Source organism: Azoarcus sp. L1K30, from assembly GCF_018122735.1.
GTDB lineage: Bacteria > Pseudomonadota > Gammaproteobacteria > Burkholderiales > Rhodocyclaceae > Parazoarcus.
On sequence record NZ_JAGRRD010000001.1, the window covers coordinates 4086616 to 4098966 of the forward strand.

The window sequence follows — 12351 nt, forward strand, 5'->3', positions numbered from 1 at the left end:
TGGGGCACCGGCGCCACCGCGGGGTGTCGCCTTGGTCGGACATGCTATGCCCGTTACGTTACCGTTACAGGTCGGTACGCGCTGCCGCAGGAATACCGCGTCAGACCGCTGCAGCGATGTCGCCATCGCGGATGGCGTCGAACCACCACTGCGTCAGCGCCCGTGCCGTGCCGAGCGCGGCGAGTTCGCGGTCTACGGCGTCGTGGTTGCCCCACACGACGTCCGCCAGCATGCCTTCGTTCACCTGCGATTCGATATCGCTGCAATATAGTCCGAGCTCACGCTGTACGTAGAAGCCATAGGTCCGGCAGGCCACCGGGCGCTGCGCATAGACCGGGCAGGCGCCGGTGGTCTCGTCGAGCATGGGGCAGACGACGGGGCGGGTTTGTGTGCTGGCCAGTGCTGCCATCTTGAGGTGGATGTCTTCGCGCTGCGCGCCCGTCATCGCATTCAGACCCTGCAGAAGCAGCTGCCACTCCGCTTCTGTCAGCGTGGGGATGTCGGCCAGTCGCCGGCAGCAGCTGTCGCAGCCCTTGCCGCACAGCCAGGCTTCACGTTCGGCGCGGATGGCGTGCACGCGGGTATCGATCGCGGCGTGAAGCTGGAACAGTCGCTTGTCTTTGTGCACGGAGGATCCCCCGGTGAGGCGCATGCTGGCGCGGGCGGGCGATTGTACGCCGCACAGTGCGGCGTACTCACGAGGATGGAGAAAAAGGGGCATCGGGAATGGCGGCGGTGCGCCCGCCCACGCGATCCGCCAGCACCCTGGCCGACCCCGCGGCGAGCGTGAAACCGAGTGCGCCGTGACCGAGGTTGAGCCAGATGCCGGTACGTTTCGAAGCGCCGATGATGGGCATGCCGGTCGGCGTCGCTGGACGCAGGCCGCTCCATTCCCGCGCTTGGGCCAGATCTGCCGCCATGCCGAAACATGCCGCGGTCTCGCGCTTCAGGGTGTCTATTCTGGCACGCTGAATGCTGCGGTCGTGACCCACGATGTCTGCCATGCCGGCGACCCGGAGATGATCTCCGATGCGCGCATAGACGACTTTCCGCTGAAAGTCGGTGATGCTGATCTCCGGTGCTTCACGGTGCGCCACAAGCGGGGCACTGATGCTGTAGCCCTTCACCGGGTAGATCGGCACGCGCACCCCGACGCTGTGCAGCAGGCTCGTGGCATCGGCACCGTTTGCGATCACGCAGGCGTCACCCCGGATACGTCCATGGTCGGTCTGCAGTGCGTGATAGCGGCCAGACGCCAGTTCGATGCGCTCCACTCGTTCGGCCATTCGAAACGTCACCGCCCCCGGGCCCCGTCGCAAACCCTGCTCCAGCGCTTGGCACAATGCCAGGCAATCGCCCACTTCCTCGCTTGGGGTATGGATGCCGCCGGCGAGGTGTGGTGCCATTCGCTCAAGCGCCGGTTCGACGTCGAGGCAGGCGCGCACATCCAGTGCAAACTGTTCGCCGTCGGCGCCGGGGCTGGATGCCAGCAGGCGGCGCGCAGCGGCGAAACTGGCCGGGTTCCGGTGGAGTACCAGCTTGCCATTGCGCCGCCATGCGAAGTCGAAGCCCGTCGTTTTTCGCAGATCATCCATGAGGCGTCTGCTGTAGAGCGACAGGGGCAGCAGGCTGGCGATCGAGGCGGCCTGATCGCGGCCATTGCAAGCGCGCAGGAACTGCCCGATCCATGACCATTGCCTGCTGTCGAAAGCCGGTTTGAAGCGTATGGGGGCATCGCTGCGCAGCATCCAGCCGGGGATCTTGGCCAGCACTCCCGGTTCGGCAAGCGGCGCGACGTAGCGGTAGGAAAGCTGACCGCCGTTGGCATGGCTTGCGCCCTGCCCGACGCGATCGCATGCGTCGACCAATGTCACCTGATGTCCGTCCGCGCGGAGATACCAGGCGCTGGTCAGACCGATGATGCCTCCTCCTACGATCGTGATATCCATGTCCTCATGCTCAGCTATGTGCGGGCTTGCCGCGATTCAAGGGGGGTGGGGTGTTCATCCCGCTTCTACCCATTAATGTATGTCTTGCGGGATGGAAGACAATTTCGGATGATTGTGTATCCCATGTCTTTTGAGCATAGCGAGTGCGACTGCGACATATCGAAGTGTTCCGGGCGGTCATGCTCAGCGGCTCGGTAAGCGGTGCGGCGCGCATGCTGCATGTGTCGCAACCGGTCGTGTCGCGGGTACTCCGGCATGCTGAGGCGACGCTCGGCTTCGCGCTCTTCGAGCGCACCGGTGGACGCCTCTCTCCCGCGCCCGAGGCCGAGGCGCTGTTGGTTCAGGTCAAGCGTGCCTATGCCGAAATCGAACGTATCGACACGCTGGCGGCCAATCTTCGGCGTGGTGCGTCGGGGCTGCTGCGCGTGGCGGCGACGCCGTCGCTGGCTTCACAGCTGCTTCCGGATACCCTGTGCGCCTTGGGGGCGAAACACCCTGACGTGCAATGCGACCTGTGGGCGATCCACACCCGCGACATCGAGGAGCATCTGCTGGCGCTCGAAATCGACGCCGGTATTGCGCTCGAACCACCGGCGCATGTCGCGATCAGCGCATCGGTACTGTGCGAGAGTGAAGTCATGCTGGCGGTGCCATGCGCCTGGCTGGAAGGGCGTCGCGTGGTCGATGACTTCGGGTGGCTGCAGTCGCGCCCCTGCGTCACGCTTTCGGACGCGACCCCGCTGGGCGAAGCCTTGGCCACGTTGCTCGATGCTGCCGGGTGGCGGGTGCGGGAGGCGTTTCGAGTGCAGACCTACGTTCTGGCCGGCGCACTGGTGGAAAAGGGGTTGGCCTATGCCTTTGTCGATGGATTCACGGCCGCCACGCTCGACCCGGCACGCGTGTCGCGAGTCCGGCTCACGCCCACCGTTCCGGTTCAACTCAGGCTCATGCGGGCGGCGAACGCGGCGCCTTCGGTCCTGCTCGGCAGTTTTGGCCACATGCTGGGCATTGCGGCCACGAAGCAGCTCGAGCAGCTCGCTGCCAGCATGAAGCAGGCGCCACTGGATCTTCGTGGCGGTGCCGGCCGTCAGGGCGACTAGGCTTCGAGCGCTGACGCAAGTTCAATCAGGCTTGCGCAGGAGACATCCACGGTCGTGCCGGCGACTGTCTCGCCCTTGCCCGGCCCGTATTCGTTCGGGCGCGCGATGAAGGCGGTTCGCAAGCCGGCCTCGGCTGCGGCCGCGAGGTCGGCGGTGTGGGCTGCCACCATCATGGTTTCGGCGGGGGTGAGGTCGAAGGCATCGGCAGCGGTGAGATAGACGACCGGCTTTGGCTTGTAGTCGCGCGCGAGTTCGGCGCCGAGGATGGCATCCCAAGGCAAGTCGTTGCGGCGGGCGAGGTCTACCATCAGCGAGATGTTGCCGTTCGAGCACGGGGCGAGCCGGAACTTCGCCTTGAGGCGATGCAAGCCCTGCGCCACATCCGGCCAGGCGTCGAGCCGGTGCCATGCGAGGTTGAGCGCGTGTCGTGTCGCTTCTTCGACCCGGTCCAGTCCGGCACGTTCGAGCACGATATCCAGATTGCGGCGGTGCAGGCGGTCGAGCTTGCAGAACGGGATACGACCGCAGCGGACCTCCTCCATGGCAGGCTCGTATTCGTTGCGCCAGGCATCGGCGAATGCCAGCCAGTCGGTGTCGATGCCATGCGGTGCCAGCGCCGCGCGGGTTTCGCGTGCAATGGAGCCGCGCCAATCGACCAGGGTGCCGAAGACATCGAAGACGAGCGCCTTGACCTGATGCATGCTTCCCCCGGGGCGTTGTTCGTCAAGTCTGTGCGCTGTGCGCCAGACCCATTGCCGCTGCGGCATCGCGTTTCTCGACGACCTTGAGCACCAGCAACAGGGCCGTGCCGACCACCATGACCGCGGCTGCCAGGTAGAGGCCGGCGTTGTAGCTGCCGAGCTGCGCTGCGAGCCAGCCGGTGGCGGCCGGGCCGATGATCTGCGCGGCGCCGTAGGAGAGCGTCATCTTGCCCATCATCTTCGCCGGGCGTGTCGGGTAGTAGCGGCCGGCCATGGTCAGCACCAGGCTCACCATGCCGATGAAGGTGCCGCCGAACAGCAGCGCTCCGAAGATCGCGGCAAACAGTCCGCCCACCATCACCGGCAGCAGGATGCCGACGATCTGCAGCACCGCCGCCAGTATCAAGGCGTTGAGATCACCGGTGCGCCGCGCGATCAGGTCCCAGTTGAAGCACGCCGGCGTGGCAGCGATGCCGATGGCCATGAATACCAGCGTCCCCTGGCCGCCGAGGCCGGGCAGGCGGTCGACGATGGCGACGATGAAGGTGGCACTGACCACGTAGCCGACACCGGCACAGAAATAGGCCGCCATGAATATACGCATGAACAGCGGGCTGGGCGGCTTGTCCACCAGCTTCTGACCGCTCTTGGTCAGACCGCTGCTGTCCGGAGGGGGGAGCCAGCGCAGCGCCGGATACAGCAACAGGCAGCCGATGACGGTGAACGCGAACCACTGCTCGCGCCAGTCGAGCCAGCGGCTCATCACCGCCACCGCAATCGCACACCCGGCGATGCCGATGCCGATGCCGGCGAAGTGGATGCCCAGCTCGCTGCGGTGGTTGTGACGGATCAGCCAGTTCAGGATCAGCCCGGTGCCGAGCAGCATGCCCGCGGCACTGCTGAGGCCGGCAAAAAAGCGTGAAATCGCCCACACGGTGACATCGGTGCTGAAGCCCATCAGCGCCGTGCTGAGGATCGCGACCACCATGCCGATGCGGTACAGCCTGTCCTTGAGTACGAGGTCGCTGATCAATGAGGCGATGATCGCGCCGCCCAGGTAGCCGGCATAGTTGATGGCGGCCAGCCACCCCGCTTCGGCCACGCCGAGCCCCGCCTGCTGCTGCATCAGCGGCAGAAGAGGCGTGTACGAAAAGCGGGCCACGCCCAGCACCAGAATGAGACTGAAGATGCCGGCGCTGAGTACTTTGAGGCGTTGTCTCTGATCGCTCATGGTCTGCGTCTATGGTTCTTTGTACCGCTACCTTAGACAGGCTAAGATATCTGTGCAAATGATTTGTTTAGATTTGAGTGTTCTGTATTGGAGATATTGTCATGGAGCTCGTCGCGCTACGCACGTTTCAGGCGGTGGTCGAAGAGGGCGGCATTCTGGCCGCCTCGCGCAAGCTCAACACCGTGCAGTCCAATGTGACCAACCGCATCCAGCGCCTGGAGCAGGAGCTTGGCGCGGAGCTGTTCTTTCGCAAGGGACGCGGCATGGAGCTGGCGCCGTCGGGGCGGGTGTTGCTCGATTACGCACGCCAGATGCTGCAGCTCGAACGCCAGACCAGTGCCGCCGTACGCCAGGTGGGTGAGAGCACCGGCGAACTGCGCGTGGGGTCGATGGAGACCTTTGCCGCGCTGCACCTGCCGGCGGCGATGAAGGCGGTGCGCGCCGCCCACCCTGGGCTCGAGCTGCGGGTGCAGACCAGCACCAGTGCGTCACTGGCTGAAATGGTGCTCGAACACAAACTCGATTGCGCCTTCGTCGCCGGGCCGGTCATGCATGCCGAGCTTCGCTTCGACGAACTGGTGGTGGAAGAACTGGTCCAGGTCAGTGCGCCTGGCACCAACCCGGTCAGCCAGCCGCTGATCGTGTTTCGCGAGGGCTGTGCCTACCGAACGCGCGCGCTGTCGTGGCAGCGCGCGTCGGGCAATGCGATGGCCGATGCGATGGAGTTCGGCACGCTCGAGGGGATTCTCGGCTGCGTTGCCGTCGGCCTGGGGTGGACCTTGATGCCGCGGCGGGTGGTCGAGCAGTCCGTGCATTTTTCCGGGCTGGTGATCGAAACCCTGCCCGAGGAGTTTGCACGCGTGCCGACCGGCATGATCCGACTGCGCTCGGCCTTGCCGATGGCCGCGCTGGAAACCCTCGCGGGTGCCGTGCGCACGGCGAACTGAGGGCGCGCGACAGGCACGGAAGACCAGGGCACGGCAAACGGCGCAGGCGTCCGCTTACGAGGCCTCGTCGATCCGGGTCGACAGGTCGAGCCAGGTTTCCTCGTGGGCGTCGAGTTCCTCGGTCAGTTTCTGCACCTGGATGCCGATGTCGCCGATTTCCTGCGGCGGCAGCGGCGTGGCGAGGCGGGCTTCGAGCGCGTGTTTCTGCGCCTGCAGCTCGAGGATGCGCTGCTCGACCTTGCCCAGGTCGCGTCGCAGCGCCTTGATTGTCTCGGCGCTTGGCTTGGCCGCGGCTTTTGGCGGGGCCACGACCGCAGCGGTTTCCTTCTCCGGCCCCTTCAGGGATTCCTTGAGCGCTTCGCGGGCGCGTCTGGCCTCGTCGAGCAGATAGCGCTGGTAGTCGTCGAGGTCACCGTCGAAGGGTTCGATGCCGCCGTGCGACACCAGCCAGAATTCGTCGCACACCGAGCGCAGCAGCGAACGGTCGTGGCTGACCAGCATCACCGTGCCTTCGAACTCGTTGAGTGCCATTGCCAGTGCCTCGCGGGTGGCGAGGTCGAGGTGGTTGGTCGGCTCATCGAGCAGCAACAGGTTGGGGCGCTGCCACACCAGCATGCACAGCACCAGGCGTGCCTTCTCGCCGCCGCTCATGGTACCGACGGCCTGCTTGACCATGTCGCCGCTGAAGTTGAAGGTGCCGAGGAAGTTGCGCAGGTCCTGCTCGCGCCCGCTCTGGCCCGCGGGCAGGCCCTCGCGAGCCATGCGCACCATGTGCTCGAGCGGGTTGTCCTGCGGCCGCAGCACGTCGAGTTCCTGCTGCGCGAAATAGCCGATGTTGAGGCCCTTGCCTTCGGTGATTTCGCCGGCGGTGGCCTTGAGCGCACGGGCGATGGTCTTGACCACGGTCGACTTGCCCTGTCCGTTGGCGCCCAGAATGCCGATGCGCTGGCCCGCCATCACCGATTTGCTGACATTGCGCACGATAACGGTAGGCGGCGTTCCGGCAGGGGCGTCTTCGGGCGGCGGATAGCCGAAGCAGGCGTGCTCCATGGTGAGCATCGGGTTGGGCAGGTTGGCCGGCTCCTTGAACTCGAAGGTGAAGTCGGCGCTGGCCAGTACCGGCGCCAGGCGTTCCATGCGGTCGAGCGCCTTGACCCGGCTCTGCGCCTGCTTGGCCTTGCTCGCCTTGGCCTTGAAGCGGAGGATGAACTTCTGCAGGTGGGCGATCTTGTCCTGCTGCTTGGCGTAGGCGTTCTGCTGCAGCTCCATTTGCTGCGCTCGGGTGTCCTCGAAGGTGCTGTAGTTGCCGCCGTAGCGTGTGAGCTTGCTGTTGTCGATGTGCAGCGTGACATTGGTGATCGCGTCGAGAAACTCGCGGTCGTGGCTGATCACCACCAGCGTGCCGTCATAGCGCTTGAGCCAGGCTTCGAGCCACACCAGGGCGTCGAGGTCGAGGTGGTTGGTCGGCTCGTCGAGCAGCAGCAGGTCTGATGGGCACATCAGCGCGCGTGCCAGCTGCAGGCGCATGCGCCAGCCGCCGGAAAAACTGTTGACCGGATTGCACAGTTCGGTGGTCTTGAAACCGAGGCCCAGAATCAGCGCCTGCGCCCGGGCCTGCGCGTCATGCGCACCCGCATCGTGCAGCGCCATGTAGGCATAGGCCATGCGCTCGCCATCATCGCCGGCCTCTGCTGCCGCCACTTCCTTCTGTGCTGCGAGCAGGGCAACGTCGCCTTCGATGACGAAGTCGGTCGCGGACTGGTCGGTTTCGGGCATGTCCTGCGCCACCTGCGCCATGCGCCAGTGCGCGGGAATGCTGAAGTCGCCCGAGTCTTCGTGCAGGGTGCCGTTGAGCAGCGCAAACAGGGACGACTTGCCGGCGCCGTTGCGCCCGACCAGGCCGACTTTCTCTCCCGGGTTCAGGGTGACCGATGCATTGTCGAGCAGCACCTTGGCGCTGCGGCGCAGGGTGACGCTCTTGAGGGTGATCATGCTGGTGAAACTCCGGTGGATGTTCTGACGGCAGCTTGCTGCCGTCAGAACGGTAAATCGATGATGTGGCGCAAGTTCCTCCGCTGCCATGCGGGTAAGCGCATATGCGTCCGCACGGGTAGCAGGCCAGGGCCGCGAAATCTTGCCGGGCGGCCAGGCGCCGACGGAACGGGGCATCGGGCTGCTGCCGGTTCGACGCGTGGGCGCAAGTATAAAGCAGTCGATCGGGGATGTCGGGCGCAACGCGTCGTGGGCGGGGCCGACCGCAACCGCAGCGCGTGTCGATTCTTGTTCTTGCTCAAGGATTCAGGTGTCGGACGAAGGCACGATGCGCAGCCATGCGTAGCCGGCCGCATGAAAAGTCCGGACCAACCCTGATGGAAGAGACCACGATGTTCGATACCACTGTCTACCCCTTTGATGCGCGTGGCGTTGCCAAGCGCTTTCGCCATGCCGCCATCTTCGGCGCACTCGAAGCGTTGGCCGATGGCGAAACCATGCGCTTCGTCAATGACCATGACCCCCTGCCGCTGCTCGAACAGATCCGCCAGCGCTATGGCCGCCAGGTCGGCATTGCCTATATCGCTCGCGAGCCGGGCAACATCGTCATCGACTTCAGTGTCCAGGTCGGTGAGGCGACGGCGGCCGATGCAGGCGCCGGTAGCGCTGCCGGAAGCTGTGGCGGCGGCAATGGTTGCGGTTGCTCGGGCGGCTGAATCGACTCAGGTCCCGCGTCGTGGCCGGAACTGGCGGGTGTCGCGGTAGTAATCGGCACACTCGCTGTCCGCCACCACGCCCGGCACGCCCAGCAAAGGCAGGGGCGACAGCGAGCGGGGCGTGAGATCCGTGTCGTGCCCGGCAAGGTGGGCGGCCAGCCACGCATCGCATTCGGCCTGCGCCTCGGGCGGCGGAAGGTACAACCAGTGTGCGTCGACGACGCGGTAGATGGCTTTGGCGCACAGGCCGACAAAGGGGTTGCGCAACTGGTCCCAGATGCCGTGGCCGATGACGAGAAAACGGGTTGTCGCCAACAGTTGTGCTCGCTGGCGCCAGAACACCTCCTCCCACGCATGTGCGGCAAGCCCGTCGATGATCGCGGGCGCGGACGACACCACGACGATGCCGCACTCGTCGAACTGGGTCAGTGCATCGCGCAGCGGTCCGCGTCCGCTGACGGTTGCGGTGTGACGCAGCCCTTGAGCGCGCAGGTGCAGGGCATTGCAGCAGTGCTTGGTGCGCGGCCACACACACCAGGCCAGCGCATTGAAGTAATCGTGCCAGTCGTGCGCACGTGTCGGTACTTCTCCGGTGTTGAAGATATGTTCCTCGTAGGCAGTCAGCCCCGGCGTCGGTGGCACGAAGCGGATGGGCATGCCGCCGCCGCTGCGTGTGCCTTGCTGCAGCAGGGCGTCGAGGTGTTCGGGCGGCGGTAGCACTGCGTCGACATGTCGCCCGAGGCGTTCCGCGATGGGCTCGAAGAGGGGGCGCCCGGCGAGGGCGGCGGGCGCATCGGATGTGAACGACATCCCTGTTCCGTTCCTGAGTGAAAGCCGTCCTGCCACGGCGGACGATGGCGTGAGTCGAGAAGCGCAAGGATAACAGCCGTACGCGCAGACGATGCGAGCGGCTTGCGCCGGGTATCACGCCGTCACATTGATGTAACACGGCTGCGCGATGCTCTCAGGGTTTCGGCCCGCGTCCTGCTTCCGTGCCTGCCCGGGCACGCGGTTGGCATCGTGGTGCTGATCCCCCCGATCGAACCGGCGTGCGCTGAATATGTCCTCCAGAATGCCGTACAAGCCTTTCCCCGCGCTCAAGCTGCCCCTATTGGTCGAGGGCGTACGCAGTCTTCCGCCGACTTCGCACGAGGCAGAACGCTGGCATGTGGAATGGCGGGCTCCCGATGGCAGCAGACTCGTATTGCGCCCGGTGTGTCCGGCCGACGTCGGCAAGTCGCGCGCCTTCCTGCGCGACCTGTCCTTCGGTGCGCGCTATTTTCGCTTCGGGCGGGGGGATTTCCAGTTCGCCGAGTCGGAACTGCGTGCCTTGTGTTGCCCGGATCCGAAAGAGTGCGCCGACTTCATCGTGCTGGCCTGCACCGGTGCCGACGAAACCGAGATTGCCGCCGCCCGCTATTGCATCGAGCCCGACGGTCGGCAATGCGAGTTCGCCATCGTAGTGGCGGATGCCTGGCAGCGCAGCGGGGTCGGACGCAAATTGATGGACGTGCTGATCCGGAGTGCCGGCAACCGCGGTCTCCGCACCATGAACGGACAGGTGCTTGCCAGCAATACGCGCATGCTCGCGTTTGTCGAGCGTCTGGGCTTCGAAATCGAGGCGTGCCCGTCCGGTTCGCCGGTGCGCACGGTCCGCAGGGCGCTTGCGGCCGATGCCTCGAAGATGGGGTGAAATGGCTGAATTGATCGCTGTCAATCCATTCCCGGGGTGGGCTCGCTAGCATGTCCGAATGGCCGACGCGACTGCAATGAGTCGGTCTCTCAACCCCAGGAATTGACGGAGATGACAGATGAACAAGAACACCCTGATCGTGGCTGCAGCGCTTTCGATTTTGCTTGGCGCATGTGGTGAGCAGGATTCGGGCGCGGCGAAGAGCGCGGCCGCACCAGCCGCGGCTGCCCCCGCTCCGGTAGCCGCCGCGCCGGCGCCGGCCCCCGCACCTGCAGCGCCCGCAAATGCAGCAGGCGAGAGCGTCTATAAGAAGGTCTGCGCCCTGTGCCATGCGGCGGGCGTGGCCGGTGCACCGATGCCGGGCAACAAGGACGACTGGGGCCCCCGTATCGCCAAGGGCATCGACATCCTTCACAAGCACGCGCTCGAGGGCTTTACCGGTGAGAAGGGGATGATGCCCGCCCGAGGTGGCGCGGCGACCCTCAAGGATGAAGAAGTGATGGCCGCGGTCGATTACATGGTTGGCAAATCGCAATAATCGCGTCCGGCGGGGCCGGTGAGAGAGGGAGGTCCGTCGGACCTCTCTTTTTTTTTGCGATTCAGCGCAGATGCGCAGCGTGGGCGGCGTCGCGCAGGCGGGCAATGACGTTGGCGTCGATGTCGGCCATGGTCACCACGCGTCCGCGGTACTGCCGAAGGCCGGCAGATCGGAGACCCGCATCGGTCCGCGGGCGCCCGCGCCCAGCACGAAGCGGGCATGGTCGACGTCGAGCCGGTGGCCGTTGCGATGATCGGCCACATGACGCCTGGGGCTGCGGTGGTTCATTGCGAAGCGAACCCCAGTTGCGGGTCTCGCAGCAAGGCCTCGATCAGTACGGACAGGTTGTCGGCCGGGCTGGCATCGGTCCGCGTCAACGGATCTGCGACAGCGCGGCCATCTGCGAGATGGAGGTGGTTGGGGCGGGTCGCCAGTGCCGGGTGCGTTGGTGCGGTGTCGATGCCCATCTCGACCGCTTGATCGCCCGCCTGAAATGTCCAGCGCAGCGAATAGGCGTCGGCTGCGGCGTAACGCACGGTCAGCTGCACACCGTTGTCCAGACTGAGCGCGAGCGCATCCTGTGTGAGCTGAGGTGTGCCCTGCAGTCGGTCGCCGAAGCGGACCATGAGGTACTCGAGCAGTTCGGGGTGTTGGCTCATCAGCGATTGACCTCCTTCAGGCGGGCGGCCAGGGCCGCGCGTGCCGCTTCGCAGGTGTCGTCCAGAATGCGCGCGGCGAGATAGCGCTCGTAGGCCGGATGTTCCCCAAGCGTGCCGTCCGCGATGCGCGCGAGCAGTGTGGCTTCGTCGGCGGCGCCGGCGCGCGCAAGCACCACCCGGCGGTGCTCTCGCGTCTCGTAGATCACTTTTGCGGTCTGCTGCAGTTCTTCCGCAATTTCGGGTGACATGTTGTCGTAGATGCTATCCATGGCTTACATCCTCTTGTCGTGCAGGGCGCCGCCGTCGAGGATCACCATGTCGGGCGTCACCTCGTCGAAGCGCAGCACCTTGCCGCCTTCGCTGGCGGCAAATTTGCGTGCGTCGTCTGCGCTGGCGAACGAGGCGATGGTTGGCCCCATCGAGCCGGTACGGCGCGACCCGTGTACATAGGTGGCCGTTCTGGCGTCGATCCAGTGGCCCTTGGGGTTCTCCCAGTCGGCCTTGGCCATGTCCTGTACGTACATCGCGCTGACGCGACGTGCCTGCTCGGGCTTGAGGTAGATCGAGAACATCTCCACCGTGTCGCAGAAGAAGTCGGGCTGAACGATGCTGTCATAGTGGATCTGGGCCTTGGGGCCGGGATAGTCGGCCAACAGCATGCCGTCGAGCGCGCAACTGGTGCTGCGGTCGATGTCGACGGCGAGAATGTGGCTGTCGGTGCCCTTGTCGGCGCCACAGGCCGCCAGCAGGCCGGCGGCGAGCAGCACCGTGAGGGCACTGCGCAGACGGATGAAGAGGGAAGAGGTCATGGTCATACTCACTTTC

The 12351-nt window shown here is 65.4% G+C and carries 15 protein-coding genes; 5 read left to right on the plus strand and 10 right to left on the minus strand.

The features are described from left to right. Positions 1-100 precede the first annotated feature (100 nt). Complete coding sequence (locus J5J83_RS18745) at positions 101-628, minus strand: YkgJ family cysteine cluster protein (protein WP_349251922.1); 528 nt, start codon at positions 626-628, stop codon at positions 101-103. A 67-nt stretch (positions 629-695) separates the two neighbouring features. Next, entirely contained in the window at positions 696-1949 is a 1254-nt protein-coding gene (locus J5J83_RS18750) for a D-amino acid dehydrogenase (protein ID WP_212351452.1), read from the minus strand. Between the two features lie 143 nt (positions 1950-2092). Here J5J83_RS18750 and J5J83_RS18755 point away from each other — a divergent pair, with 143 nt between their 5' ends. Further along, positions 2093-3049: a LysR substrate-binding domain-containing protein gene (locus J5J83_RS18755; protein ID WP_212351453.1), complete on the plus strand. Its 957-nt coding sequence runs from the start codon at positions 2093-2095 to the stop codon at positions 3047-3049. On the opposite strand, the gene J5J83_RS18760 is transcribed toward J5J83_RS18755, so the two are convergent. Together J5J83_RS18760 and J5J83_RS18765 are read right to left on the minus strand one after the other, a co-directional pair. Then, on the minus strand, positions 3046-3750 hold the full coding sequence (locus tag J5J83_RS18760; protein ID WP_212351454.1) for a haloacid dehalogenase type II: 705 nt from the start codon (positions 3748-3750) through the stop codon (positions 3046-3048). The two genes, J5J83_RS18755 and J5J83_RS18760, sit on opposite strands and share 4 nt — an antisense overlap. Before the next feature lie 22 nt (positions 3751-3772). Further along, the gene (locus tag J5J83_RS18765) at positions 3773-4981 is read right to left on the minus strand and encodes a YbfB/YjiJ family MFS transporter (RefSeq protein WP_212351455.1); all 1209 of its coding nucleotides are present in this window, start codon (positions 4979-4981) and stop codon (positions 3773-3775) included. 101 nt (positions 4982-5082) lie between these two features. On the opposite strand from J5J83_RS18765, the gene J5J83_RS18770 reads away from it, so the two are divergent. Further along, positions 5083-5928, plus strand: a complete 846-nt coding sequence (locus J5J83_RS18770; protein WP_212351456.1) for a LysR substrate-binding domain-containing protein — start codon at positions 5083-5085, stop codon at positions 5926-5928. A 54-nt stretch (positions 5929-5982) separates the two neighbouring features. On the opposite strand, the gene J5J83_RS18775 is transcribed toward J5J83_RS18770, so the two are convergent. Next, positions 5983-7920, minus strand: coding sequence for an ATP-binding cassette domain-containing protein (locus tag J5J83_RS18775; RefSeq protein WP_212351457.1), 1938 nt, complete (start codon positions 7918-7920; stop codon positions 5983-5985). A 392-nt stretch (positions 7921-8312) separates the two neighbouring features. On the opposite strand from J5J83_RS18775, the gene J5J83_RS18780 reads away from it, so the two are divergent. Beyond that, the gene (locus J5J83_RS18780; RefSeq protein WP_212351458.1) at positions 8313-8636 is read left to right on the plus strand and encodes a DUF2249 domain-containing protein; all 324 of its coding nucleotides are present in this window, start codon (positions 8313-8315) and stop codon (positions 8634-8636) included. Between the two features lie 6 nt (positions 8637-8642). On the opposite strand, the gene J5J83_RS18785 is transcribed toward J5J83_RS18780, so the two are convergent. Next, positions 8643-9446, minus strand: a complete 804-nt coding sequence (locus J5J83_RS18785) for a DUF3025 domain-containing protein (protein WP_212351459.1) — start codon at positions 9444-9446, stop codon at positions 8643-8645. Positions 9447-9696: 250 nt separating this feature from the next. On the opposite strand from J5J83_RS18785, the gene J5J83_RS18790 reads away from it, so the two are divergent. Both J5J83_RS18790 and J5J83_RS18795 read left to right on the plus strand, forming a co-directional pair. Then, positions 9697-10329 carry a GNAT family N-acetyltransferase gene (locus tag J5J83_RS18790; protein ID WP_212351460.1) on the plus strand — a complete coding sequence of 211 codons (633 nt, stop codon included), beginning with the start codon at positions 9697-9699 and terminating at the stop codon, positions 10327-10329. Between the two features lie 118 nt (positions 10330-10447). Then, entirely contained in the window at positions 10448-10867 is a 420-nt protein-coding gene (locus J5J83_RS18795; protein ID WP_212351461.1) for a c-type cytochrome, read from the plus strand. Between the two features lie 132 nt (positions 10868-10999). On the opposite strand, the gene J5J83_RS18800 is transcribed toward J5J83_RS18795, so the two are convergent. Genes J5J83_RS18800 through J5J83_RS18815 form a run of 4 tightly spaced genes read right to left on the minus strand, consistent with a single transcriptional unit; the run spans position 11000 to position 12335 of the window. Next, positions 11000-11155 carry a hypothetical protein gene (locus J5J83_RS18800; RefSeq protein ID WP_212351462.1) on the minus strand — a complete coding sequence of 52 codons (156 nt, stop codon included), beginning with the start codon at positions 11153-11155 and terminating at the stop codon, positions 11000-11002. After that, a complete protein-coding gene (locus J5J83_RS18805) occupies positions 11152-11526 on the minus strand; it encodes a hypothetical protein (protein ID WP_212351463.1) in 375 nt (124 codons plus the stop codon). Before J5J83_RS18805 ends, J5J83_RS18800 begins: the two co-directional genes overlap by 4 nt. Then, the gene (locus J5J83_RS18810) at positions 11526-11795 is read right to left on the minus strand and encodes a hypothetical protein (protein ID WP_212351464.1); all 270 of its coding nucleotides are present in this window, start codon (positions 11793-11795) and stop codon (positions 11526-11528) included. The genes J5J83_RS18805 and J5J83_RS18810 overlap by 1 nt, the downstream gene beginning before the upstream one ends. Before the next feature lie 3 nt (positions 11796-11798). Beyond that, on the minus strand, positions 11799-12335 hold the full coding sequence (locus J5J83_RS18815) for a nitrous oxide reductase accessory protein NosL (RefSeq protein WP_212351465.1): 537 nt from the start codon (positions 12333-12335) through the stop codon (positions 11799-11801). Positions 12336-12351 lie beyond the last annotated feature (16 nt).